The 25895-nt window shown below is 29.0% G+C and carries 24 protein-coding genes and 1 tRNA gene; 14 read left to right on the top strand and 11 right to left on the bottom strand.

Annotation, left to right across the window (positions count from 1 at the left end; all coding sequences use genetic code 11):
• The first annotated feature begins 58 nt into the window (after nucleotides 1-58).
• Nucleotides 59-967 carry an NAD(+) kinase gene (locus tag JJ844_01160; GenBank protein ID MBO6974287.1) on the top strand — a complete coding sequence of 303 codons (909 nt, stop codon included), beginning with the start codon at nucleotides 59-61 and terminating at the stop codon, nucleotides 965-967.
• A gap of 7 nt (nucleotides 968-974) precedes the next feature.
• Here JJ844_01160 and cbiE read toward each other — a convergent pair whose 3' ends face one another.
• Nucleotides 975-2255 carry a precorrin-6y C5,15-methyltransferase (decarboxylating) subunit CbiE gene (gene cbiE / locus JJ844_01155; protein MBO6974286.1) on the bottom strand — a complete coding sequence of 427 codons (1281 nt, stop codon included), beginning with the start codon at nucleotides 2253-2255 and terminating at the stop codon, nucleotides 975-977.
• Between the two features lie 83 nt (nucleotides 2256-2338).
• Here cbiE and JJ844_01150 point away from each other — a divergent pair, with 83 nt between their 5' ends.
• From JJ844_01150 to lexA, 6 genes are all read left to right on the top strand, one after another.
• The gene (locus JJ844_01150; GenBank protein MBO6974285.1) at nucleotides 2339-2590 is read left to right on the top strand and encodes a hypothetical protein; all 252 of its coding nucleotides are present in this window, start codon (nucleotides 2339-2341) and stop codon (nucleotides 2588-2590) included.
• Nucleotides 2565-3065 (top strand): DUF3122 domain-containing protein, encoded by a 501-nt coding sequence (locus tag JJ844_01145; GenBank protein ID MBO6974284.1) that lies wholly within the window; start codon nucleotides 2565-2567, stop codon nucleotides 3063-3065. The genes JJ844_01150 and JJ844_01145 overlap by 26 nt, the downstream gene beginning before the upstream one ends.
• Nucleotides 3066-3112: 47 nt before the next feature.
• Nucleotides 3113-4198: a bifunctional diaminohydroxyphosphoribosylaminopyrimidine deaminase/5-amino-6-(5-phosphoribosylamino)uracil reductase RibD gene (gene ribD, locus JJ844_01140; GenBank protein ID MBO6974283.1), complete on the top strand. Its 1086-nt coding sequence runs from the start codon at nucleotides 3113-3115 to the stop codon at nucleotides 4196-4198.
• Nucleotides 4199-4287: 89 nt separating this feature from the next.
• Nucleotides 4288-6150: an ATP-dependent zinc metalloprotease FtsH gene (gene ftsH / locus JJ844_01135; GenBank protein MBO6974282.1), complete on the top strand. Its 1863-nt coding sequence runs from the start codon at nucleotides 4288-4290 to the stop codon at nucleotides 6148-6150.
• Between the two features lie 28 nt (nucleotides 6151-6178).
• A complete protein-coding gene (argF, locus tag JJ844_01130; protein MBO6974281.1) occupies nucleotides 6179-7105 on the top strand; it encodes an ornithine carbamoyltransferase in 927 nt (308 codons plus the stop codon).
• 57 nt (nucleotides 7106-7162) lie between these two features.
• Nucleotides 7163-7780, top strand: a complete 618-nt coding sequence (gene lexA / locus JJ844_01125) for a repressor LexA (GenBank protein ID MBO6974280.1) — start codon at nucleotides 7163-7165, stop codon at nucleotides 7778-7780.
• A gap of 12 nt (nucleotides 7781-7792) precedes the next feature.
• Here the strand turns inward: lexA and JJ844_01120 are convergent, their stop codons facing one another.
• Entirely contained in the window at nucleotides 7793-8569 is a 777-nt protein-coding gene (locus JJ844_01120) for a 5'-methylthioadenosine/adenosylhomocysteine nucleosidase (GenBank protein MBO6974279.1), read from the bottom strand.
• A 62-nt stretch (nucleotides 8570-8631) separates the two neighbouring features.
• Between JJ844_01120 and JJ844_01115 the strand changes: the two genes are divergently transcribed.
• The 5 genes from JJ844_01115 to JJ844_01095 all read left to right on the top strand — a co-directional run bounded on the left by JJ844_01115 (nucleotide 8632) and on the right by JJ844_01095 (nucleotide 12045).
• Nucleotides 8632-9141 (top strand): adenine phosphoribosyltransferase, encoded by a 510-nt coding sequence (locus JJ844_01115; protein MBO6974278.1) that lies wholly within the window; start codon nucleotides 8632-8634, stop codon nucleotides 9139-9141.
• A 127-nt stretch (nucleotides 9142-9268) separates the two neighbouring features.
• The gene (locus JJ844_01110; protein MBO6974277.1) at nucleotides 9269-9502 is read left to right on the top strand and encodes a hypothetical protein; all 234 of its coding nucleotides are present in this window, start codon (nucleotides 9269-9271) and stop codon (nucleotides 9500-9502) included.
• A gap of 173 nt (nucleotides 9503-9675) precedes the next feature.
• A tRNA-Ala gene (locus JJ844_01105) sits at nucleotides 9676-9748 on the top strand.
• Between the two features lie 271 nt (nucleotides 9749-10019).
• The gene (locus JJ844_01100) at nucleotides 10020-11507 is read left to right on the top strand and encodes a tetratricopeptide repeat protein (protein MBO6974276.1); all 1488 of its coding nucleotides are present in this window, start codon (nucleotides 10020-10022) and stop codon (nucleotides 11505-11507) included.
• A gap of 136 nt (nucleotides 11508-11643) precedes the next feature.
• Nucleotides 11644-12045: a hypothetical protein gene (locus tag JJ844_01095; GenBank protein ID MBO6974275.1), complete on the top strand. Its 402-nt coding sequence runs from the start codon at nucleotides 11644-11646 to the stop codon at nucleotides 12043-12045.
• A 319-nt stretch (nucleotides 12046-12364) separates the two neighbouring features.
• Here JJ844_01095 and JJ844_01090 read toward each other — a convergent pair whose 3' ends face one another.
• From JJ844_01090 to JJ844_01080, 3 genes are read right to left on the bottom strand one after another with little or no spacing between them, the layout of a single operon-like run.
• The gene (locus JJ844_01090) at nucleotides 12365-13303 is read right to left on the bottom strand and encodes a glycosyltransferase (GenBank protein MBO6974274.1); all 939 of its coding nucleotides are present in this window, start codon (nucleotides 13301-13303) and stop codon (nucleotides 12365-12367) included.
• A 33-nt stretch (nucleotides 13304-13336) separates the two neighbouring features.
• A complete protein-coding gene (locus tag JJ844_01085; protein ID MBO6974273.1) occupies nucleotides 13337-15097 on the bottom strand; it encodes a polysaccharide pyruvyl transferase family protein in 1761 nt (586 codons plus the stop codon).
• Between the two features lie 6 nt (nucleotides 15098-15103).
• The gene (locus JJ844_01080) at nucleotides 15104-16591 is read right to left on the bottom strand and encodes an oligosaccharide flippase family protein (protein ID MBO6974272.1); all 1488 of its coding nucleotides are present in this window, start codon (nucleotides 16589-16591) and stop codon (nucleotides 15104-15106) included.
• Between the two features lie 160 nt (nucleotides 16592-16751).
• Here JJ844_01080 and JJ844_01075 point away from each other — a divergent pair, with 160 nt between their 5' ends.
• On the top strand, nucleotides 16752-18056 hold the full coding sequence (locus tag JJ844_01075; GenBank protein MBO6974271.1) for a glycosyltransferase: 1305 nt from the start codon (nucleotides 16752-16754) through the stop codon (nucleotides 18054-18056).
• 18 nt (nucleotides 18057-18074) lie between these two features.
• On the opposite strand, the gene JJ844_01070 is transcribed toward JJ844_01075, so the two are convergent.
• Both JJ844_01070 and JJ844_01065 read right to left on the bottom strand, forming a co-directional pair.
• Nucleotides 18075-18533, bottom strand: a complete 459-nt coding sequence (locus JJ844_01070) for a dual specificity protein phosphatase family protein (protein ID MBO6974270.1) — start codon at nucleotides 18531-18533, stop codon at nucleotides 18075-18077.
• Complete coding sequence (locus JJ844_01065; GenBank protein ID MBO6974269.1) at nucleotides 18526-20769, bottom strand: polysaccharide biosynthesis tyrosine autokinase; 2244 nt, start codon at nucleotides 20767-20769, stop codon at nucleotides 18526-18528. Before JJ844_01065 ends, JJ844_01070 begins: the two co-directional genes overlap by 8 nt.
• 220 nt (nucleotides 20770-20989) lie before the next feature.
• Between JJ844_01065 and JJ844_01060 the strand changes: the two genes are divergently transcribed.
• Nucleotides 20990-22111 (top strand): polysaccharide biosynthesis/export family protein, encoded by a 1122-nt coding sequence (locus JJ844_01060; GenBank protein MBO6974268.1) that lies wholly within the window; start codon nucleotides 20990-20992, stop codon nucleotides 22109-22111.
• A gap of 20 nt (nucleotides 22112-22131) precedes the next feature.
• Here the strand turns inward: JJ844_01060 and JJ844_01055 are convergent, their stop codons facing one another.
• Genes JJ844_01055 through JJ844_01040 form a run of 4 tightly spaced genes read right to left on the bottom strand, consistent with a single transcriptional unit; the run spans nucleotide 22132 to nucleotide 25883 of the window.
• On the bottom strand, nucleotides 22132-22833 hold the full coding sequence (locus JJ844_01055; GenBank protein MBO6974267.1) for a sugar transferase: 702 nt from the start codon (nucleotides 22831-22833) through the stop codon (nucleotides 22132-22134).
• Nucleotides 22830-24029, bottom strand: coding sequence for a DegT/DnrJ/EryC1/StrS aminotransferase family protein (locus JJ844_01050; protein ID MBO6974266.1), 1200 nt, complete (start codon nucleotides 24027-24029; stop codon nucleotides 22830-22832). The genes JJ844_01055 and JJ844_01050 overlap by 4 nt, the downstream gene beginning before the upstream one ends.
• The gene (locus JJ844_01045) at nucleotides 24026-24664 is read right to left on the bottom strand and encodes a hypothetical protein (protein ID MBO6974265.1); all 639 of its coding nucleotides are present in this window, start codon (nucleotides 24662-24664) and stop codon (nucleotides 24026-24028) included. Before JJ844_01045 ends, JJ844_01050 begins: the two co-directional genes overlap by 4 nt.
• On the bottom strand, nucleotides 24645-25883 hold the full coding sequence (locus JJ844_01040; protein MBO6974264.1) for a glycosyltransferase family 4 protein: 1239 nt from the start codon (nucleotides 25881-25883) through the stop codon (nucleotides 24645-24647). Before JJ844_01040 ends, JJ844_01045 begins: the two co-directional genes overlap by 20 nt.
• Nucleotides 25884-25895: the final 12 nt, after the last annotated feature.

Genomic DNA, 25895 nt, shown 5'->3' with positions numbered 1-25895 from the left:
CTTAAATTAGGATTGTCTAACAAATTAGTTTAAGATAGTTCTAGCTTTAATTTTTTGATTGGTACGTAAAGCAGGACTAATCGTTAATGATGGGAAGGAACTAGCTGTTCAAACCGCAACTTCTGTTCAAAAAAAATTAGAAAAATCTAATTTTGAAGTTGTAAGAGTAAGTAGCTCTGGAGGGATGGTTGGTTTCGCAAATCCTGATCAACATGTTCGTCCCTTGGGGTATAAGAATTGTGTACCCGAGGGGTTTGATTCATCAATAGAATTTGCAATCGTTCTTGGTGGAGATGGAACTGTTCTTTCTGCAGCAAGGCAAACGGCACCTGCTAAAATTCCAATCCTTACAATAAATACTGGTCATTTAGGCTTCCTTGCCGAAGCTTATTTATCTAACTTAGAGGAAGCTATTGATAAAATTGTTTCTGGGAATTGGGATATTGAAGAAAGAACTTGCTTCATTATTAGTGTAATGAGGAATGATCAAAGGAGATGGGAATCTCTTTGCCTTAATGAGATGGCTCTTCACAGAGAACCTCTTACAAGTATGTGTCATTTTGAGATTTCTATAGGGCGACATGCACCTGTGGATATTTCAGCTGATGGGGTCATTTTATCTACTCCAACTGGTTCTACTGCATATTCATTGAGTGCTGGAGGACCAGTTATTACACCAGATTGCCCAGTCGTGCAATTAACTCCAATAGCCCCACATTCATTGGCATCAAGAGCTTTAGTTTTTAATGATTCCGAACCAGTAACTGTTTTCCCTGCAACTCCTGAAAGATTAGTAATGGTTGTTGATGGAAATGCTGGTTGTTATGTTTGGCCTGAGGATAGAGTTTTAATAAGAAAAAGTAAACACTCAGTAAAGTTTATTAGACTTGAAGATCATGAATTTTTCCAAGTTTTAAGGAATAAACTAGGTTGGGGATTACCCCATGTGGCTAAACCTGACAAATAAGAATTATTTAAATTGATTTTTTCCCTTTTAATAAAAAAATAGGATTATTTGGTTCTAATCTCATTCCCTCTGAGATACTTAAGCTTTTGTAAGTCTGAATTAAATTTAAATTTGTGTTGAAATTTTTATTTTCTAATTGTTTTTTCAATTCTTTTATAGTTTGAATATCTATTATTGGGATGATGATAATACTTCCTGTATTCATTACTTTACCCAGTTGATTAATAATAATAATTTTAGTTTGTTTATCACATCCTCCAATTACTAATCTATTAGGTTTTTCAAAAGAACTTAAATTTCTAGTGTTCAAGATTTTGATTATATCTTCCTCAAAAATAAATTTTGGTTTAACGCCAAGTCTTTTTGCGTTTTCTAGTATTAATGCTTTTGATCCAATCCTTTTATCAATACAAAACAAATCTAAATTAGGCCTTAATTTTAATGTCTCTAAACCAATTGATCCACAACCTGCTCCTATATCCCAAATGACACCTTTTTTCGGGAGCTCTAAATCAGCTATGATTTGAACACGAACCTCTCTTTTAGTTAATAAATTTGGTCTATCATCAAAAGTTTTAAAAATACGGTCATTGATTCCGAAAAGAGGGAGATTCTTATTTGAGTAATTTTTTTCTGTTTTCGTAAGAACAACAATATTCAAACTTGATATATCAGATGGTAATGACTTTTTAAGATTTAATTTTCTTATTTTTTCGTTGTCGAAGCCTAACTCTTCACAGAGCCAAAAATCATAGAAGTCAATCAGATTTAATTCTGATAAGTTTTTTTTGATTATTTCTAAACTTTTATTATTTGAATCCGTTATAACCGCTAAATTTTTAGGCCTTGCTTTAAGAGCCCCAATTAACTGAGTCGAATCTCTGCCGTGAATACTTACATTAACAGCATCTTGCCATGGGATCTTTAACTTACTAAATGCTAATTGAATGCAAGTATTTGAAGGGTAGAAACTTAATTCATCTTTTTTAAAATTTTCAAGTAGTGTTCTCCCAATTCCAAACCAAAGTGGATCTCCTCTTGAAATTAAAATAACATCTGTTTTTTGAGATTTAAGCCAGTTAACAAGTTCGTAATTACTGTTGCTAGAAAAAAATGATTTCTTTTTTTCTAAATCATTTTCGCTCCATGATTTAATTTCTTCAAGATATGAATTGGGAACAGCAATATTACCTGTCTTTAAAAAAAGATCTTGTAATTTGGAAGATAAATCTCCAAATATATATGAATTAATACCTACTACATGAATTTTTCTACTAACTTCGGTCATCAATATTTAATGAAAAAGAACTAAACTGTTTGAATGTTGTATTAAATTATCTTATTATTATTCGAGTTATCATTGTAAATTAATTGTCTGAAAGGAGAAAGAGATTACATGATTTATTGTTAACTCTAATTAATAAAGATAATGAATTTGAGTTTATTGAAGAAGATTCTAGTGATTTAACATCTAGCTATTCTGAAAAAGACACTTTGAATTTATCTCGAGTTATAGAAAAAAATCGTAAAATAATCAAAAGGTACCAAGCTATTGTAAGAACAGCCGTAACTCTAGATGCTCTGATGGATTCTGAAAATGAAGAAAATTACAAAATCAAATAAAAATATTTTTTTTAAAAGAATATTACCTTTACTTTTACTACTATCCTTTGTTTTTAACCCAATAAAAGTATCTGCAGAAATTGCAGAAACAGAAATAAATGGGGAATTAATAAATGCTAGCAGTGAGTTTTTAAGGGACTTGGACTTTGAAACTTGGCAATTAGTAGCTTATAAATCTCCACTTTTTGAAGATAAATTGATCTTGAGGGTAATCGGATATCCAGGAAATCTTAGGATTGATCACCCTACAGGATTAAATGTTGAGTCTGGAAGAAAACAATGGATCTTAGATGACAAAACATTACTTAACGAGGCATTAGCAAATGACGGTAGACAAGCTGCTGCAGAATTTGACCTGGATGAGCTTATTGAAAATATAGGTAAAAATAGACCATTGAGATTATCTTTGACAGGTGTTTTTTCAGAGTTACCTGTTCCTCCATTCGTGGTTAAGGAATGGAGATCACTAAGTTGATTATTAATTTACAAGATATTGAAAAAAATGTAAGCCATACAAAATGGATGAAAAGGGCAATTTTTTTGGCCTCGTTAGGCAAAAACACAACGAGTCCAAACCCTAAGGTAGGAGCGGTAATACTTGATAAAAATGGAAAACTTGTTTCAGAGGGGTTCCATTACAAAGCAGGTATGCCTCATGCGGAGGCGATGGCTTTTGAAAAACTTAATAAAGATGCCAAAGGGGGGACAATGTATGTAAATCTTGAACCTTGTTGCCATCAAGGCAAAACACCTCCGTGTGTAGATAAGGTTATATCCTCTGGGATAAAAAAGGTATATATATCTATTGAAGACCCTGATAAAAGAGTCTCTGGTAAAGGTATTAAGCTGCTAGAAGAAGCGGGAATTCAAGTTCACTTAGGATTATGTAAAAAAGAATCCTTAGATTTGAATAAGGCTTTCATTCATAGAAATATAACTAAAAAGGCATTTGGTGTTCTTAAATGGGCAATGAGTATGGATGGAAGAATAGCTTTAAAAAATGGAAAAAGTAAATGGATTACTAGTGAAGAATCAAGGTCAGTAGTTCACTCTTTTAGAGCAGAATTTGATGCAATAATCATTGGTGGAAATACATTAAGGAAAGATAATCCATTTTTGACTACCAGAGGTTCAAAAAAAACTGAGCCTTTGCGAGTTGTTTTCACAAAAAGTTTAGATCTCCCCTCAAAATCTAATCTTTGGGATTGTAATAAGGCAAAAACTTTAGTTATTTATGATTCTTCTACAGCAAATGAAAGTTATCTCTCAAGGATTCCAAAATGTGTAGAGGTTGAAAAGGTATCATCAGATAATCCAGAGTTAATTTCAAAAATACTTGCTAAAAGAGGATGTAATAAAGTTCTTTGGGAATGTGGTCCTAGATTGTCTACAGCCGCTATCAAATCTAATTGTATTCAGGAAATTATTACTTTTATTGCTCCAAAAATCTTAGGAGGGGAAAATAGTATGAATCCCTTTGGTGATTTTGAATTTAACGAAATGCATGAAATTTTTAAATTAAGTGATTTTCAGCTTAGTTTGATTGGGAATGATATATGCGTTAAGAGTTCATTTAAACAAAATATTTATACTAATCTCTATGGGTGAAAGTACCGTACGGTTCTTACCCAAAAAAAACAATACAGATACGGAAACTCTTCGTTTAGTTTATAATAAGTTCAAGTTTGACCACAACCATGCCAATAAGACAAGATGATAATCAACCTAATAGAAGATTTGGAATTGTAAATATTATTTTAATAGGAGTTGGAGCATTACTTCTTTTTAGCAGCCTATTTCCTAATCAAAATATGCAAATCCCTAGGGTTCCTTACTCTTTATTTATAGATCAGGTTAACGATGGCGAAGTTAAGAGAGCGTACATAACTCAGGAGCAAATTAGATATGAACTCAATGGAGCTGAAGAGGGCGCACCTTCAGTTTTAGCGACAACCCCAATTTTTGATATGGACCTCCCACAAAGGTTAGAAAGTAAAGGGGTTGAATTCGCTGCTGCTCCTCCAAAAAAGCCTAATTTCTTTTCAACCATTTTAAGCTGGGTCGTCCCACCGTTGATTTTTATACTTGTTTTACAGTTCTTCGCTAGAAGAAGTATGGGAGGAGGAGGAGCACAAGGTGCTTTGAGCTTTACCAAAAGTAAAGCAAAAGTTTATGTGCCAGATGATGAATCTAAAGTTACTTTTGCTGATGTTGCAGGAGTAGATGAGGCTAAAGATGAGTTAACTGAAATAGTTGATTTCTTAAAGAAGCCAGAAAGGTACACAGATATAGGAGCAAGAATTCCTAAAGGTGTTCTTCTGGTTGGTCCTCCAGGTACAGGAAAAACTCTTCTCTCCAAAGCGGTTGCAGGAGAAGCGGAGGTTCCTTTCTTTATTATTTCAGGTTCTGAATTTGTTGAACTTTTCGTAGGTGCTGGTGCTGCTAGAGTCAGGGACTTGTTTGAGCAAGCAAAGAAAAAAGCACCTTGCATTATATTCATTGATGAACTGGATGCTATCGGTAAAAGTCGCTCTGGATCGATGGGAGTTGTGGGAGGAAATGATGAGAGAGAACAAACTCTTAATCAACTTTTAACAGAAATGGATGGCTTCGCGTCAACAGATAAACCAGTTATAGTTCTTGCTGCAACAAACCAACCTGAGGTACTTGATGCAGCTTTATTAAGGCCTGGCAGATTCGATAGGCAAGTTTTAGTTGACAGACCAGATCTGTCAGGTAGAAAGACAATTTTAGAAATATATACAAAAAAAGTTAAACTTGCTGAATCAATAGATTTAGATTCTATTGCTCAGGCCACAAGTGGATTCGCTGGAGCAGACTTGGCAAATATGGTCAACGAAGCAGCTCTTCTTGCAGCAAGAGCAAAAAGGAAAAGTGTTGAACAACAAGATTTAAGTGAAGCAATTGAAAGGGTAGTTGCTGGACTTGAAAAGAAAAGTAGAGTCCTCCAAGATGATGAAAAGAAAGTTGTTGCTTATCATGAAGTAGGGCATGCAATTGTCGGTCATTTAATGCCTGGTGGTTCAAAAGTTGCAAAGATTTCAATAGTTCCAAGAGGAATGAGTGCGCTTGGATATACGCTTCAATTACCTACAGAGGAAAGATTCCTTAATTCAAAAGAGGAACTTAAAGGGCAGATAGCAACACTTTTAGGTGGCCGATCTGCAGAGGAAGTAGTATTCGGGAAAATCACCACAGGTGCATCTAATGATTTACAAAGAGCTACAGATATTGCGGAACAAATGGTAGGAACATTTGGCATGAGCGATATTTTAGGACCTCTTGCTTATGACAAACAAGGCGGTGGACAATTTCTTGGGAATGGAAACAATCCAAGAAGATCAGTTAGTGATGCTACAGCTCAAGCAATAGATAAAGAAGTAAGAGATCTCGTAGATGATGCTCATGAAACTGCATTAAAAATTTTAAGGAATAACCTACCTTTACTAGAATCAATTTCCCAAAAAATTCTTGAAGAAGAAGTTATAGAGGGTGAGGATTTAAAAAACCTCCTTGCGGAATCTAAATTGCCTGCATAGTAGAATCTAGATCTAACTAGAATAATTCATGCTAAAACCTAATAAGCTTGCTAACAAAAATTTTTTATCAAGCTTGGACATATCAACTCATGAGCTTTATCATATTCTAAATCTTGCAAAAAACTTTAAAAACAAAAAAATAAAAATTAACTCTAACAATAAAGTTTTAGGATTAATTTTTGATAAGTCATCAACGCGCACTAGAGTTAGTTTTCAAGTTGCGATGTCAAGACTTGGTGGAACTACTATTGATCTTAATCCGACAACATCTCAAATAGGAAGAGGAGAGCCAATTAAAGATACTGCAAGAGTTCTAAGTAGATACTGTGATGTCATCGCGATTAGAACATTTGATCATTCAAGTTTGGAAGAATATGCGAAGTGGTCCTCGAAACCAGTTATAAATGCTCTTACAGATTTAGAGCATCCATGTCAGGCGCTTGCTGATTTTTTAACTATTCATGATGAATTTTTTGATTTTAAAAATGTAGTTTTAACATTCATAGGTGATGGTAATAATGTCGCAAATTCTCTTATTTTATCTGGAGCATTATTAGGAGTAGAAGTTAGAATTGCATGCCCTAAAGGTTATGAACCAAACTCCTTGGTACTTAAAAAAGCTTATGAAATATACAAAAATAAGGATTTATTAAAAATTACACATGATCCTAATATCGCTGTTTCAGGAGCAAATGTTCTTTATACAGATGTTTGGTCATCCATGGGCGAAGAAAATAAAAAGACTGAGAAAGATAAATATTTTAATGGATTTACTCTCAATTATGATCTAGTAAATAAAGCAAAAAAAGATGCAATTATTATGCATTGCCTTCCTGCGTATAGATCTAAAGAAATAACTGATGAGGTATTTGAAAGTAAAAAAAGTAGAATTTTTGATCAAGCAGAAAATAGATTGCATGCTCAACAAGCACTTTTATCTTGTCTTCTAAACTAGGTAAACTTGCAAATTACGCAATATAAGGGTACAAATGTATTAGAGTACATTTGTTTTATGGAAGCTTATCAAGGGGATGATCTTACCCATGCTCAAAATGAGCTTTATGGGTGGATAAAAGATTATATGAAAGACTTTCAGCATAGCCCATCCATCAGGCAGATGATGCAAGCTATGGGATTAAAATCTCCTGCCCCAATTCAAAGTCGCTTAAAGCATTTGCAAGAAAAGGGATACATCTCTTGGCAAGAAGGCAAAGCAAGAACAATGCAAATAGTTGATGAAATTACAGAAGAAATACCAATAATGGGTTCAGTCGCTGCTGGAGGTTTAATTGAAACTTATTCTGATGTTCAAGAGAATTTAGATATTTCTAATGTTTTAAAAAGGAAAAATGTTTTTGCTCTCACAGTAAATGGAGATTCGATGATAGATGCATGTATTGCAGATGGTGATATGGTTTTGATGGAGCCAATTACAGATCCTCGCTCTCTTAAAAATGGAACTATTGTTAGTGCAATGGTTCCAGGTTTAGGAACAACTTTGAAGTATTTTGTTAGGAGAGAAGGAAAAATATTTCTTGAAGCAGCAAATCCAGCTTATGAACCAATTGTATTAAATTTCAATGAAGTTTCATTTCAAGGAAAACTTTTAGCGGTTTGGAGAAAAGTTTAAACTTTTTTAAACTCAAAGTAATGTCTCGTTTTCATAAATCTTTGTTAATAAGCAGTTAATAATTTCCCATGAGTGATTTTCATATTTTTTTATAAAAGTACTAAAATCTTCACTAGCTTCTTCATCGGCACTATCAGATATCACCCTCACTATTGCCCATGGAATTTTTTCTTGTGTAGCTATCTGAGCAATTGCACCTCCTTCCATTTCTACTGCGTCTAAGTCAGGAATATCTATACATAATTTCTTTAAGCTATTTTTATCTGATATGAATTTATCTCCTGAAGCAATTAAACCTTTTTTAATAAAACCAAATTTTGAAAGGTGGCCTTTTTTTTTGGAATTTTTTAATACATTAAATATCCAATTAGTTAGATTTTGGGGAGATTTAATTTTAGCTATACCTAAAGCTGGAATATTGTATTTCTCAAAAAGAGGCCTTGCATCCATATCATGTTGAATTACTTCATTCGCAATGACTATATCCCATTGATTTAATTCTGCTTTGCCAGAGCCGGCTACTCCAGTAAAAAGAATTAAATCCAAATTTTTATTATTGTCTGCAGTATTTAATAATCTTGTGACCGCTCTTGATGCACTTACTTTGCCCCATCCACTCCATGCTAATGATATAAAAATTTTTGCATTAGTTGATTTTTCTAAAATCCATTCACCTTTGTGAATAACTAAATCTCCATATGAAATTGAAATGACATTTTTTAAGTGATGCAATGTTTTCCCTACTTCTTCTGGCATTGCACTTAAAAGACCTATATGTAATTTTTTCATTGTTATAGTCTAATTACTCCATTAAAGTGTATTCTTAGAATTTTAATTAAAAATCTTTTATTATGGATTTTCACGAATTAATTGAGACACATAATGATTTTCCTAAAAAAGGAATTAAATATAAGGATGTTTTACCAATACTTAGAAGCCCAGATAATTTTTCATGTTTGATTGAAAAAATGTCTGATTTTGATTTTTTTAAAAAATCTGATGCAATTATTGCTATAGATGCGAGAGGTTTTATCTTTGGCTCTGGAATTGCCTTAAAACTACAAAAACCTTTGGTTCTTGCTCGAAAGCCTGGAAAGTTACCTGGAGAGTTGATTTCCTCTTCTTATAATCTTGAATATGGGCAAAATACATTATGTATACAAAAAGATGGAATTAGGGATTTTTCTTCATTTGCAATAGTGGACGATTTATTAGCAACAGGCGGAACTGTCGGTTGTGTAGCTAAGCTACTTAAATCACAAAAGAAAATTATTACTGGTTTAGCTGTAGTTGTTCAGTTAATTGAATTGAAAGGAAAATTAAAATTTAATTTTCCAACATCTGCAATATTATCTATCTAACTTCAATAATTATCTTTTTAAACCTATAAGTCATTAATAAATACCTAATTGGATTTTTATTATTTTAGAGATTAGTGATTATATTCTTCAAATATTTTAGAATATATTTGATTATTTTTTAATAACAATGACTAATAAAAAGAAAGATACAAAAAATGATTTTAAAAATAATAAAGCTATGCTTACTTATGGATTTATACAACTATGTTCATCAGTTGTATCAGCTTTTGCGTTAGTAGCGATTGCACTGGGTTTTTACACATTAAAAAAAGAATCAAAGTTCTTTAATGAATGTGTTGAAGAAATTAAAGCAACAGATTCACCAACAGCTGATGCGGTTCGTTTCTGTACTGGTGGTTAGGATAGGTTCAATAGAACTTATATAGACCTAAAGAGGGTGATACAACTTATAAATCTCTAGGTGTATTTTAAGGTGCAGATTTCAATAATCAAACACTATAAAGTATTATAGGAATTAAGGACGTTACATAAGAAATCTCTAGATTGATTGATATGAATAACGTTTTGAGATTTGGGGCCATAGCTCAGCTGGTAGAGCACCTGCATGGCATGCAGGGGGTCAGGGGTTCAAATCCCCTTGGCTCCACTTAAAAAATGCAGTTATAAAATAGTTTCCCAGGCATCGTTTTCTTGAGATTAGTTTTTATGAATATGTAAGTTGTATGTAAGTTAATCTTATAAGCACAACTTTGCGGGCATATTTCAATAAAAAAGGCTAAGACATAAGTGATCTGAATTAATTATTTCTCCTTAACTAGCGATAACCTGATACTTATTTAAAACATGCAATATCTTTTCATAATTAAAACTTCAATCAAGTTATAATTCTAATTAGTAGATCCTTAAAGAAATACTATATGAGAGAGAGTAAAAAAAATAAAGAGGAAATTGGCTCTGATTTTGAAAAATTATCAGTTTCGTCTTCTCTGGGAGTAATTAAAGAAAATAATAGTTTTAACTCAAATAACCTTTCCAAACCTTCTAAACAGCAAATAATTAAACAGGCATTTCAATTTCATTCAAAAGGAAAAATTTTAGAAGCAGCTAAACTTTATCAATATTTCATTAACCAAGGTTTTAATGATCATAGGGTTTTTTCTAATTTTGGGATCATATTGAAAGATCTTGGCAAATTAAAAGAAGCAGAAGCTTTATTCCGCAAAGCTATTGAAATAAAACCTGATTACGCTCAAGCATATTCTAATATGGGAATCATATTGAAAGATCTTGGCAAATTAAAAGAAGCAGAATTTTCATTCCGCAAAGCTATTGAAATAAAACCTGATTACGCCCAGGCATATTTCAATCTAGGAAACATAATGAAAGATCTTGGCAAATTAAAAGAAGCAGAATTTTCATACTGTAAAGCTATTGAAATAAAACCTGATTACGCCCAGGCATATTCCAATCTAGGAAACATAATGAAAGATCTTGGCAAATTAAAAGAAGCAGAATTTTCATACTGTAAAGCTATTGAACTGAAACCAAAATTCACTGATGCAATAATGAATAGATGGTTATTATTTTTTGATCAAGGAAAGTTTGATTTGGCATTGAAAGATGCAGAGTCTTGTGATACCAAGCGATCAAGGGCATGTACCTTAGAAACCCTTTATGCATTAGGAAGAATTGATGAGGTCTACAAGAAAATTGAAAAAACTTCTAAATTGGATGATACAAATATAAGATTGGCTGCTTTTTCTTCATTTATTTCAGAACAAGAAAAGAAAGATACCTCAAATAATTTTTGCAGAAACCCGCTAAAATTTTTATATTTTTCAAATCTAAAATTTCATCATAAAGACTATGCAGAATTTATAAAAAAAATAATTAATGAACTGGATAGTATTAAAACTATTTGGGAGCCTCACAAAAAGGCAACTCATGGAGGCTTTCAAACTCCAGTGCATATTAATTTATTTTCCAACCCATCTAAAAATATCTCAATTCTTAAATCTATTATTTTAAATGAATTAGATGCTTATTATTTAAAGTTTGAAAAAGAATTATGTTCCTATATTCAAAAATGGCCCTCCAATAGGAATTTAAAAGCGTGGCATGTAATTCTTAAAAAGCAAGGATATCAAGAAGCACATATACATCCTGCTGGATGGCTAAGTGGAGTTATCTACTTGAAGGTTGTACCTCCACTTGGAATGAATGAGGGGGCAATTGAATTTAGTTTAAATGGTAGGAATTATTCCAATATCAACTCCCCAAAATTAATACATCGACCAGAGGCAGGAGATATAGTTTTGTTCCCCTCTTCTCTTCATCATAGAACAATCCCTTTCACTTCAGATTTTGATCGAATAGTGATGGCATTTGACTTGTTGCCAAATTGATTGCTACTTTTTTCTGATATTTTGTTATGAATTTCATCTTCAAATCAACATTATAGATTTCTTCCATAATATTAAAAATAAAAGCATAAAAAAGGTTGTAAAACTTTTTTCTCTTTTAGTCATAAGTACTGTGATAGTGCATGTTTCAGCTTGGTTCATAGTGCTAGCTTCAGGGTTATTTAATTTAGAGTTAATTAGATCAATATTTCCTTTATATAAATTATCTCCATTAATCTCATATAGAATGCTTCAACTTGATTTCGATGGCGGTTATTTTGAACATTTTCAATATATTTTACTTTTATGGTGTTTTATACTTTCCTCAAGTTGGATTATTTCTAAAAAGTATTGGGAAGGATTTTATATTTCTTTAATTTATCTATATTTATTTATAGATGATGTTTTTAGAATTCATGACGGATTTTTAGGTTTATATTTATCGAACCTTTTTGAATCTAATTTTATTTCAGATCAGCAAATTATACGAGTTAAAGACTTTGGAGAATGGTCTTACTGGGCTATTGTTTTTTTGTATTAGCCACAACACTAATTCCAATTTATAAAAAAAAGTAAATATACAATAAAAAAATTTATTAAATAAAATTTTACTATATTCTTTTCGCTAGCATTTTTTGGTTTGTTAATCGATTTAATTGGAGCTAATTGGTATAGATGGATTCCAATAAAGTCAGATTTTCTAATTCGATTGATAACTATTTTTCTTATTCTATTTGAAGAATGTGGTGAAATTCTTGTAATTTCTTTTGCTTGCATATGGTTATTTAGCATTAATTTTTCAAATTCAATAGAGGAAAATGAGAAGACATTTAAATAATTAATTAGTTTAAATTTTAGATTTACTTTAAGTATTTTTGGGAAGGGTTATATTCGCCCTTTACAAAACTTCTATAAATTAATTTATAAAAACCTAAATTATTTAAAATATAAATATTGTGATAAATACATTTAATAAAATAAACTAAAGCAAAAAAAAGATTTTTTTTAGTTAAGTTTTTATTCATTAGGTACATATATTTTGATGATTTTGTTTTATTTATTGCCCTGTTAATTAAATTACCCTTTGTTTTTTTATAAAATTTACATTCTTCACTATTTTCTAAAACACTTATCCATTCGTCTTTAAATTTATCTATTGAATCATATGATTTCGTTCCCTCTATTAGTCGGAAATTTGCATTTATCCAATAAGGAATATATTTGATTGATTTATTTTTATAAAAGATTTTTAACCAAAAGTATCTATCCATAACATAATGAAGATTTTCATTTAAACCCTCGATTTCATCAAGAATATTTCTTCTAAAAAAAACTCCCGGCTGTTTAATAGGGTTATTAACTAATAGATTTTCAAGACTGAACTCCCTACCTTTGCTAACCCCAAAAACTTTATTATTCTTATTAATAATATTTACATCAGTATAAATTAAATCAATATCTTTATTATTTTCTAGAAAATTTATTGACCTTTTAATAGCATGATGATTGTAACTATCATCTGAATTTAACCAACCTATATATTCTCCTTTAACCAGTTTTAAGGCCTTATTTATAGCATTGCTTTGTCCGGAATCTTTTTCACTAAACCATATTATATCTTTTGATTTTTTTAATATACTTAATGTTTTATCAGTTGATTTGCCATCGAATATTATATGTTCAATATTCTTCCAATTTTGATTTTTGACACTTTTTATGTTGTCCAAAATGAATTCAGCATCATTAAATGATGGGGTAATAATGCTGACTAATGGATCTTTTTTGATTTTTGATTTCATCTTAAATCATATAAAATAAATTTTAAATATTTCCTAAGAACCCCAAATTTTATCGTAGCAAGTGACAAGTTTATTTACTAATTCATCCCTTTTCTTAACTAATTTATTTGTATGATCTTCACTTAATAATTCCTCAATAATATTTTTATTAAATAATTTATCACTTATAATATAATCTTCCATTTTTATCGATCTAAGTAAATTTTTAATTTTTCCAGATTTTCCAGTATAGTCAACGCTTAAAAAAGGTACTCCTAAACCAAGAGAAAATATATGTGCATGGTATCTCATAACTATTGTTAAGTCTGAGTTTTTTATTTCTTTTATAATTGAAAAAATATCTTTATATTCATAGGAATTATAATAATCTGATTTATTTAATTCTTTAACAATATTATTATTAATGCATCTGTCATCTATTCCTCTAAAATACATATGCATAGAAATAGGACGAGCAATATGATCTAAAAAATATTTAGAAAATAATTGTTTAATCATTTCTTTACTTATCGCAAATGAATCTAAATCATGAAAATTATATTCTTTAGTTGGCTCTCTTATAAGCAAAGAAGTGGTTTTGACCTTACCTGACTTTCCAAAATTTTCAGAAATATCTTTTATATATTTAAGTGCAGGATCGCAACCTATATAGGACTTTTCACTTTCTAAACCAAATCTAATAGCTAAATCGTGACTTTCTTTATCTCTAAAAATTGCTTTATCAGTATTATTAAAAATTTTTTTAATAATATTTTCAGTATTTTTATTTTTTATTGGTCCAATTCCACATCCAAAAATAATGTTATTCATTTTTTTTAATTGCGAAATTCTAAAACATTCACTAATTTCTTTTAGGAATCTTGTATACATTATTGGACCACCCCCTAAAATTAAAGAATCAATTTGAGAATTTTTAATAAAATTACTCATTTCAGTAATATTAATGAATTCAACATTTAAATTCATTTCAATTCTTGTTTGCCAACTTAAAAGCAAATCTATTGTCGAAATTTTTATTTTCATTTCAGGATTATAGAACTGGATTCTATTTATAATTTCTCCTAATATTGCTTTATCTCCTGTTGTTTCAGTTCCATACCATCCAGTAATAAGAACATTTTTCCATTTTCTAGGATTAGTTGATTTTTTTTTGCGAGATATTATTACTGAGAAGTTGATTTTATTAATAATATTTCTAAGCGAATAGATTACTTTGTATATGTATAATTTTAATTTTCGATAGGTTTTTTGTTCTACTGGAAAATTAATAAACTTATGCATATTATTAGAGATTCCTTTATTTATGATTGAGCTCATTTCTGATTCAATATTTTTTAATATCTTTTTATTTGAGAACTTTATTAAGTTAAATTCGCTTAGCATATATTTTTTTATTTTATTATCGATATTTTTCTGGTTAAGTAATAATTCATAACCCTTCTTGTTATAGAAATCATTTAAGTAATTGGATTTAATGCCTTTTTGATTGGCTATTCTACTTAAAAAACTAGATATTTCGAAAGAATCATTATTGGAAAAATTATCTTTCATTAAAGGATAATAAATCAAAAATGTTTTCACATTTTTAAATGTTTTTGGAAAAGTATTCAAAAATCTAACTAAATCAAGATTTAATATTATTAAACATATTTCAATTGAAATATGTTTTTCTAAAAATTCCTTAGTTTCTATTAACTCATTCCTGTTTTTAGGTTCGAATATCAAATATTTATTGTATTTTTTTTCTATAGTCTTATCTGTAATTTCAATCTTATCCCATTTTATAGATTTCATGATATTTTATTTAATTAAAATTTTGTTAAAAATATTTCTTGGCAAAATAATTTTAAATGATCTTATTAAATCTGATTTTATATCTTTGAATATGAAATTTATAAGAAGAAATGTAATAACCATAGATATTATCGTGCCTGAGATAAGAATCATTAGATCATTTTTTATAAAGTTTATTAAATTCAATTTAATTATTAGTAATAACAAACCGTTTGTAAAAGCTAATTTTAAGGGACTATAAATTTTGCGAATTAAAATATAAAAATTTTCTTTTAAAAGGTTCGCTGTTATTTTCCAACTTACTATGCAAAATAATATTCTTACTATTGTTCCTGTTAATGCAACGCATATTATTCCATATCTTGTTGCAAAAAATATTGAAATTAAATAAAGTGGTGCACAATATAAATTAAGTTTAAAATTAATAAAAGGCTTACCAATTGATTGATTTAGAAATATAATTTGACTTGTTGAAAGCAATCTTAATTGAGTAAAACTCAATATTAATAACGGTACTATACTCTTAGTCCATTTTTCACCATATAGACTTAATATTAAATTGTCAGAAAGGATAGCAATAGTAATGATTATTGGAGCTGATGTAATTACAATTATTCTTGATATATAGATAAAATCATCAGTTAGTTTTTTAAAATCATGATTGGATTTACTTAAAATAGGCAAAGATAATCCGCTAATCCCACCTGAGATTGTTCTTTTTACAATATTCGAAGTCTGCCAACTGAAATTGTATATACCTAATAGTTCTGTTCCAAGAAATTTACCAATAATTAAAGTATCCCCTTCATTAATAATAAGACTAGTAAGGTTTGCTCCAATAATACTTATTGAGTATTTTATTATTTCACCAAAGTGTTTAAAGTTTATATATAGTTTAGGTCTCCAATTATTTGTTATGTAAGATGTCACCACTTTTAATGATGATGTGCAAATGACAGGAATTACCAGACTCCAGATTCCATTACCATTTAATGCCATTAAGATTGAAAGTAGAGAAGTAAATGTTTTTATACATGTATCTCTAATTTGTATTTGTTTTAATTTGAAATTTTTTGATAATATTGCATCTGGAACTCTATATAGCGAGTCTAATGGTATTTGAATTGCTAATACAATAACAACTAATTCTAGTTTTTTATAAATAACAACTGAATCATAGGCTTTTAAATAATATGGAAGAAATAAAATAAGAAAAAGAAAACAAGTTATCCCTAATAAAACATCTAACCAAAAAGCTGAGTTTAATTTTTCTTGGAAATCTTCTTTTTCTTTTACAAAAATTACATAACTATCTATAGTTTTGAGGCAGATGATACTAAAAAATCTTATAAATATACTCGCAATTGCTAATAACCCAAAATCTGATATTGCTACATTTCTAGATAATATTGCTAAAACTATAACTTTTAGGAAGATAGTAGAACTTTCTCTAAAATAAATCCAAAATAAATTTGAACCAATATTTTTATTCAAAATCGAATGATAATAAGTTTGTATAAAATAAAATTTATTAATTAATAATTATTTAGAATTTATTAATAAATTTTTTTTCATAAAATAAATTTAACATAAACCATTATGCAATTTAATTTAGGTTTACTTAGATATCAAAAATTAGTCTTTAATCGAAACTATGTTAAAGGTTTTACATTTAAATTCAAATGATAATTCAGGTGGAGCAGCAAAGGCTTCATATAGGATCAATAGCTCATTTGGCAAATTAGATAAAATATTAATTGATTCAAAAATGCGAGTTATTAAGAAAACGACTAATGATAATGACATAAAAGGAGGTGCACCAATATACCAAAATAAATTACAAAGAAAATTGCATCCATATTTGACTTTATTTTTCAAACTAGGCTTTAAGCCAACTACTCAAACGGGATTATCAACTTGTCTAATAAATACTGGATTAGGTAAAGAAATAAATAATTTATATGAATCAAAGAAAATAGATATAGTTAATCTGCATTGGCTCGGTGATAATACTATTTCAATATCCGAAATTGGTAAATTAAAGCCCCCTATAGTTTGGACTTTGCATGATCAGTGGCCTTTTTGTGGTACTGAGCACTATTCAAATTCTAATTATTTTGGTAGAACTATAAATGAAGAAGAAAGATTTATATCTGGATATTTAAAGTCTGATTTAGAAGCTCTGGAAAATATCAATGATTTAAACAGAACTATATGGCTTAAGAAAAAGAGACTCTGGAGAAAAAAAATGAATATTGTTTGTCCAAGTAAGTGGATGGAAAATTGCGTAAAAAAAAGCGCCCTTATGCAAAATTGGTCAACTAATGTAATTCCTAATCCTATTGACGTCAATTTTTGGATTCCAATAAATAAAACCTTAGCAAAAAAATCATTAAATCTAGATCCTAATAAATTGATGATTCTTTACATGTCTAGTTCAGGTAAATCTTCATACAGAAAAGGTGTTGATTTATTTATTAAATCTATAAATAAACTTCAACAAAAATTTATAAATAATGAAAATGAAAATTTTGAATTATTAATTTTTGGAGATTCAAATCCTTTTGAAAAATCTAAACCATTTTTAAAATATCAGTTTTTAGGTCCTCAAAAAGACGATATTACTTTACGTTTAATTTATTCTGCAGCAGATTTATTTGTGATTTCTTCTCGACAAGATAATTTACCTAATGTTGGAATAGAATCTCATTCTTGTGGCACCCCAGTGGTGGCATTTAATACTGGCGGTTTAGAAGATATTGTAGATCATGAGAAAACAGGTTTATTAGCTAATCCATTTGATACTGATTCATTTTCTGATCTAATTTATAGAATTCTTAAAGAGAAAGATTTAAGATTAGAAATGAGTAGAAAGGCCAGAGAAAGAGCATTGCGCAAATGGTCAATGGAAGTAATTTCTGCGCTTTACTTTAACCTTTATAAGAAAATAGTTTTTTAAAAAAAATAATCCTGATTTTTATATGTTTTTTAAAACATTAAACTGCTCTGCTAAAGGTGAAGTACCTTTATGCACCATCATTAAATAATCCATTGCTTGGAAACAATCCATTTCATTTTTTTTCATCAACCAAGCCATACAAATGATTGGGGATCTCTCCATAGAAGCTAAACAGTGAATAAAAGTTGGCCCTAATTTGTTTAGTTTTTCTAATTCATTTAAAGCAGAAATGATGTTATCTTTGGTCAACAATTTTTTTTGCCTATGATCAGGAAGAATTACTCTTTTGAATGTAAAAATATCATCTAAATTATCAATACATTTAGCTTCTTCTTCTCCGCATAAATTTAAAACTCCCTTAATTCCCTCTTTCTTAAGTTTCTCTAGATGTATTAATTTAGTTGGAACAGTTCCAATAGCAATATCATCAACGAGAACCCAATCAAATTTAAAATGGGATTTTCTTATATTATTCATCTAGCCAAGTAATTAGTTCGCTCAACTTTCTAAGTAAATAGGGTTTTTCCACCTCTTTCGTATCTTTTACAGATTCATTTTGGGATGCATAAGCTGAACCGTATGCTCTGTAACTATAACTATAATTATTAGTTTGATTTTTTGTTAGTCCTTTTTCTTCCCTTCTAATGTTTGATATAAATCCAACTGGCTTGATATTCTTTTTATTAAGTTGCTTGATTGCTTCTTTGGGGAGATCTTTATTCACGAATCCTATTGATACAACTAATAAAAGGCCATCAGTCAGATCGCTCACATAAACTGCGTCAGCAAGACCCATTAAGGGGGGTGTATCAAATAAAATTAAATCAAATTCTTTACTGGCTTTAATTTCTTTAACTAGATCCCTCATCCTTTGTGAATTTAAAAGTCTTATTGGATCTGGTGGAATTAAGCCTGCCGTTAATACGGAAAGATTTGCAAGTTTGTCAACTTTTCTAATATTTTTACGCCAGTCCTCAACATCTAGTGATAAGAGATTTGAGAGCCCACTTGTATTATTTATTCCTAGTCTTGTATGGACTTGTGGCTTTCTTAAATCGCAGTCAATTAGTAAAACTTTTTTACCTATATCAGATAAAGTTTTGGCAAGTAAAATATTTATTAAAGATTTTCCCTCGCCTGGTATAGAACTAGAAATGGTAATTGAGTTAATTTCCTTATCCGTTTTTAAAAATCTTATAGACGTATATAGACTTCTCATCGCTTCTTGATAGAAAAATCTTTCTAAATTAGATTCTTCATCCTTTTCGAGATCTTTATTAAGCGTATCCAGCATTAATTTTTTATCTTCTTTTATACCCTCGAAATTTGAAATATATGGAAGAGTAACAAGATTTGGTATTTTCAGATCTCTCTCTGCTTCTAAGTAATCTGAATAAACGTTATTGAATTTGTCTCTTACAAAAGCAGCTGTAATTCCCGAAATAATTGAAAGGAATAATCCAATAAGAAGGTTTCTTGGAACAGAAGGACTTACTGGATTTCTTGATGCCTTAGCAGGACTTATTATTAACCAAGGAAAACTTTCTTGGGCAATTTTAAGCTTAAATTGTTCTCTTGTTTCGATCAAAGAAGTTAAATTTTCTTTTGAAATCAATAATCTTTGCTGAATATCTTCATATTCATTTATAAAATTTGGTAATCTCATATTTTCAAGCTGTATCTCTTTGAGTTCTTGTTCTATTCTTTTTAATTCTTTGGTATAGAATTCTTTTGCCAAATTTATTGCTGAAAGTTGTTCTCTTAAGATTTCTGGACTAATCTTTCTTAATCTTGACTCTAAAGATTTTATTATTTGCGATTTAGGACTATAAATAGCTCTTTTGTTGGCCAACTCAGTTCTAAATTCATTATAAAGTTTGCTTTTATCATTACTAATATTTAAGCCATCAGGATTTGATGTATCTTTCCCAATTATTTTGTTAAAGCCTTCAGTTACTAATTCACCTTTTTCAATTTTTTCTTTGGTCTCATTTAATAGCGATAATTGAGTTTTTAAATCAAGAATCTTAATCTTGGCATTAGCTTCGAATTCTTTACTTTTTTTTACTTCCTCAAAAGGGACAATTATAGAATTATCTACTCGGAACTTAGCAAGTTTTTCTTGTAATTCAAGTGTCTGTTTCTCTAAAATGGGAGCCTGTTTGTCAAGAAATTTTAATCCATCTGAGAACCTCCTATTTCTCTGAGTAAGTGCTGCATTTATATATTCATTTTGAAGAGATGTAGCTATATTTTTTGTCTTGTTTTTGCTTCCCGACAAAACAGTCACTTTAAGTACGCCTTCAGCTTCTCTTCTTTTGGTGCCTCCTGTTTTTATTGTTATTCTTTTTCTAAGTAATCCTTTTGGGATTTTATATTTATCAGCAGTTGATTTTAAAATTAAATCACTTTTTAAAAACTCAATCAATGTGGGAATATCATTAAATGTCGTATTACCTGCGACTTGATTGAATACGGAACCACCAAAACCTGCTGCTGGCTTCGCTTTTGTACTATCTATAGGATCATCAATTAGGATGGTGAAACTTGCAGAATATAAGGGATTAAAAATTCTTTGTAAAGTTGTTAAAAAAATACTTAAAGATAAAACGGTTAAAGTTGTAAATCCTAATAATTTTTTTCTTCTTGTGAGTGTTCTAGTAATATCCGCAATATCAATATTACTTTCAAAATCTAGATCTTTTTTGTCCATACTTATTAGTTTATTTTTGGTTAAAGATCAATAAACTTTGATCTTATCATTATTTGATACCTAACAATTTGATTTTAATCAGATTTTTAAATTAATGATCTTTATAAATGAGAAATATAAACAGATATAAAACGTGAAATTTAATAATTATTACTTGAATAACTGTTATATTAGGACTTAAGATTATTTTTTAGTTGTCTTAAAATTTTTTGAATTTTTTATGAAGTTGAAGTTTAATAAAAAAATTTTATATATTGTTAGTTTTTTTATATATTTTTTTATAGGTTCTATAAACACAAATCTCCTGGCTAAAGATAATAAATCTTATGATCAATTAGTAGCAAATGAAGAAAATAATTTTGATGAAGATTTAACTGATAAATATATAATTGGTTCAGGAGATGTTTTAAATCTATTAGTTTTTGGTCATCCCGATTTTTCTAGTCTTTTAAATATTCTTAATGATGGAAGTGTTCAAATACCCTTTTATGGAAATACTAATTTAGATGGTTTAACTCTTACTCAAGCAGAAAAAAAGATTCATAAGTTAATTTCAAAAAATATTATTAGCCCTGTTATTTCTATAAATTTAGTTCAAAGGAGGCCAGTTAGAGTTTCAGTTGTTGGGGAGATTGTTCGTCCCGGGCTTTATACTATTGGTTCTTCAAGTGTTCCAGCAACTCAAAATTCTCAAAGACTTGTACTTGAAAATAATATTATCCCAAAAATCTCTGATGTTATAAAACAGGCAGGAGGTTTAACTGTTAGTTCTGACGCTTCAAATATTTTAATTAAAAGAGTTTTGCCAGGTAAAGAAAAAAATTATAAAATCGCAAGGGTTAATCTTTATGAGCTTATTTTTAATGGTGATCAGAATCAGAATTTAACTTTATTTGATGGAGATGTAGTAATAATAAACAAAGCCGAAGATACTTCTACCTCTTATGGAAAACTCGGAAATTCAACTTTAGCACCAGATCAAATTGCAATTTATGTTGTTGGTGAAGTAAGAAAACCTGGCAAAATAGTAATGAAGGCGAACTCTTTGTTTAATGAAGCATTAATAGAGGCAGGGGGACTTTTAAGTAAAACATCAAGTAAGAATGTTTCCTTATTAAGAAAAAATAATAATGGTACTTTTAATTCTAAGAAAATAGCAGTTGATTTCTACAAGCCTCTTTCAGAAAAAAATAATCCAATGCTACAAAATGAAGATACTATAATCGTTGGTAAAAAATTTATATCTAAATTAACAGAGGGTCTAGGAATAATTTCTGCGCCTGCTAAAGAAATAATGCCTTTTTTCCAGTTGAATGATTTAATTAATGAGTTAGATGATTAAAAAATGATTTTTAAAAAATACTAAATTGAAAGTTTAGAAATTTTTTTTTCTATTTTTGAAATATCTTTTCTAAAACTTTTTTTTATAAGAAAATCTGAAATTAATAAGTTTTTTTTAATGAAAATAAGAAAGATCGTAATCAAAATAATATTGAGATCTGTAATTATATTCGAATGTTTTTTATAAATTAATCCTAATTCTAATTTCAAAGGCAAGATACAATCACGGTAAATAAATTCAGGATTTTTCTCTTCTTTTAGGAAATTAGATTCATTCCTGAAAAGTAGTGATGAAATACCTGTAACACCTGGTCTTATTAAAAAGATCTCTTTTTGTTTTTTATCATATAAATCAGTAAAGAATTTTAATTCTGGTCTGGGACCCACAAAACTCATATCACCTTTCAAAACATTAATTAATTGAGGTAACTCATCAAATTTAAAATTTCTAAGAAAATGTCCAATTTTAGTAACTCTTTTATCCTTATGTAATGTAAATGAATAAAATTTTCTATTTTTTTCTTTTTTATTTTTCATTGTTCGGAACTTATATATATTAAATTGTTTGCCCATTAGGCCAACTCTTTTTTGAACATAAAATATGGGTGGCCCATCAAACGTTAATATTAAAAATGAAATTAATATAAAAAAAGGGAAAGTAAACAAAAATATTATTGTTGAAAGTAAAAAATCAAAAAATCTTTTCAGAAAAAAACTTTTCATATTAATTCTTCAACGATTGATCTCAAATTCTCACAAATATACAAAACCTCCTTTTCTTTAAGAGATGGATAAATTGGTAGAGATATTTCTCTAGAGTACAAATTATAGGAATTTGGGGTAGTTTTAATTTCATATCCTAAATTTTTAAAATATGTTAGAAGAGGTAGAGGAATATAGTGCACATTTACATTTATACCTTTATCGAATAATTTATCAATTATAAAATCTCTCTTCTTTTCATTAATACCAATTATTCTTAGCATATATATATGGCAAGAAGATTCAATGCATTTTGATTTTTCCTCAAAAGGCGGGAGTTCTGACCAAGAAAATTTTGAAAAGAATGATTGATAAAATTTAAAGATTTCTTTTCTTCTTTTGATTATTTTTTCTTTGCTTTTTAATTGACCTAGAGCAATAGCCGCATTTATATCAGGTAAATTGCACTTTAATCCTGCCTCAACGATATCGTATTTCCAACTACCATCTTTGGATTTTGAAAACGCGTCTTTTGTCTGCCCATTTATGGTAAGTCTTTTTAGCCTTTTGTACAAATCATTCAAATTGAAATAATTTTTTAAGTTTGAGGCGATCATTCCTCCTTCAGCAGTAGTAAAGTTTTTAACTGCGTGGAAAGAAAATATATGAAAATCAGCTATTGGTTTGAATCTACCTCCTAAACAATGCGCAGAATCTGCTATTACTAATGGTCTTCCAATATTTCTTTGAAGATTATTACTCGGTCTAAATTTACTAATACATTCTTCAGTTTTTAATATCTCAATTATTGCACCATATTTTGCCTGATATCCAGCAATATCAACTCCCATAATTGCTTTAGTTTTAGAGTTAATATTTTTCTTGATTTCATTTATATTAATATTGAAATCATTATCAACATCTACTATTACTGGCTTACCCCCAGCATGAATTATCGCTAGAGCAGTTGCTGCATATGTATAAGCTGGAATTATAACTTCATCATCCTCCTTAATACCGAGCCACTTAAGTATAAGTATTGCACCACTTGTCCAAGAATTGACTCCAACACAAAAATCAAAACCATAGTATTCAGATATCTTCTTCTCAAGAAGTTCTACTTTAGGACCAGTGGTTATCCATTTATTTTTTAATGTAGATGTAACTTGATCAATAACAAATTGATCGATGTAAGGAGGAGAGAAAGGTATCTTCATAAGACTTTATAGAGTTTAAAATATGTTTTTTCGCTTTTTTCTACCTCCCAACCATTATTAAGATAAACTTTAATGGCTCTTCTATTTTCAGTTTTTACAGAAAGTTGTAACTTTTTAATCATTGGAATTGTTCTTGAAATATTCTCGAATTCTTTTAATAATAAAGATCCATAACCCAACCCTTTTTCTTTTACACCAATTATAACTAACCCAATAAAAGGTATAAAGTTTTCCTTATCAAATTTTTTGAATCTCTTTTTATAAAATACTTTCAAAAAGTTTATTGGACTAAAAGCTAAAAAATTTTTAATTTTTGAAAATATTTCAGGATGAAATAATAACCATGGTTTTTTTAAAAATGATATTGTTAAAGTGGCCTTGGCATAGTTAAAGGTACTGGAATTTGCTCCTATCAAATTTTGGTCAATTGTAATTATTCCACAAAAATATCCTTTAATAATATTTTCTGAATCTTTTAAACAATAAATAATGCCTCTTTCATTAGTAAGATACCATTCTAAAACTTTTGCAACAGAACTTATTCCTAAATAAGATAGAAGTGATTTTGGGAAAGCCTTTTGGTGGCATTTGGCAATTTCTATAAGGTCTTTCTTGTCAGCGATTAGAATTTGCAAAACAATTTTTCTCCGCAAGATGATTTATTAGTTTTTTGTTTAAGTGATCTCTATCAAAATTATTAAAAACAAATGCTTTGCCATTTTTTCCTAATATTTTATTTTCTAGATTTTTATTATTATAAATTTTTATTAATCCTTTCGCTAATTCTTGATGATTTTCTGGCTCATAAAAAATTCCTGCATTTGCTTTTTCTATAAATAATTCTCTAGCCTCTCCATCTACCCCAAGAATTATAGGGATACCCAGTGCTAAAGCATCAAAAATTTTAGAAGGTATAGCCCCCTTAAAGATATCTAATTTCCTTAATGGAATAATACATGCATCTGCATTCCTTAGTTTAGAGATGAATTTACTTTTGATATCAGCAGGTAAAAAAGTAACATTCGTTCCCATTAATTGATTTGATTTTTGCAAATCATCTTTTTCAGGTCCGTCTCCTATGAAAACTATTTCTAAACCTTTATTTATTGATGGATAATTTTTTCTTATCCATTTTTTTGCTCTTAAAATAGTTTTTAAACCTTGTGCATGTCCTAATAAGCCACCATAAATAATCAGCTTCTTACCTTTCTTTTTGAAATTTTTAGGAAAATATTTATCTCGCTTGGATTTCAAAATTGATTTATCAAATCCATTTGGAAACCAATAAGTTTTAACCTTAGGATATCTTTTGTTTATGTTATTTAAAATCCCTTTTGTTTGACAGGTAACTAAAAATGCATACTTATAAATTAACCATTCAAGAAAATATGCTGGGAATAGAAATATTCTGTTTTTTATTATTCCAAGTCTTTCTGCAGATTCTGGCCAAAGATCAGAAACATTAAAAATTAATTTGGCTTTTGATCTCAGTGAAAGATAAAAAGCAGAAATACCTAAAAATAAAGGAGGAGATTCACAAATAACATAATCAAATTTTTTATTTTTTATACGAAATTGAAATATTGAGCTAAAAACAAATGAAAAATACATTAACAATAAATTTAATTTTCTTTTATTTTTGGGAATATAAATAGAAGTTCTTGTTATTTTAATATTATTTATTTTTTCTTCTAAATAATTTAAGTTTCTATATTTTTTAAAAAGTTCTTTTTTGGGATAATTTGGCATAGTAGTAAGAATCTCAACATTATGTTTATCCCTTTTTAGTGATAAAGCCAATGAACTCAATCTATTTTGAGGTGCTCCAATCTCTGGAGGGTAATATTGAGTCAAGATTAATATATT

The organism is Prochlorococcus marinus CUG1435 (assembly GCA_017644375.1).
Taxonomy (GTDB): domain Bacteria; phylum Cyanobacteriota; class Cyanobacteriia; order PCC-6307; family Cyanobiaceae; genus Prochlorococcus_A; species Prochlorococcus_A marinus_AH.
The sequence above is the reverse complement of the archived record's forward strand: the minus strand, read 5'-3'. Positions and strand labels throughout refer to the sequence as shown.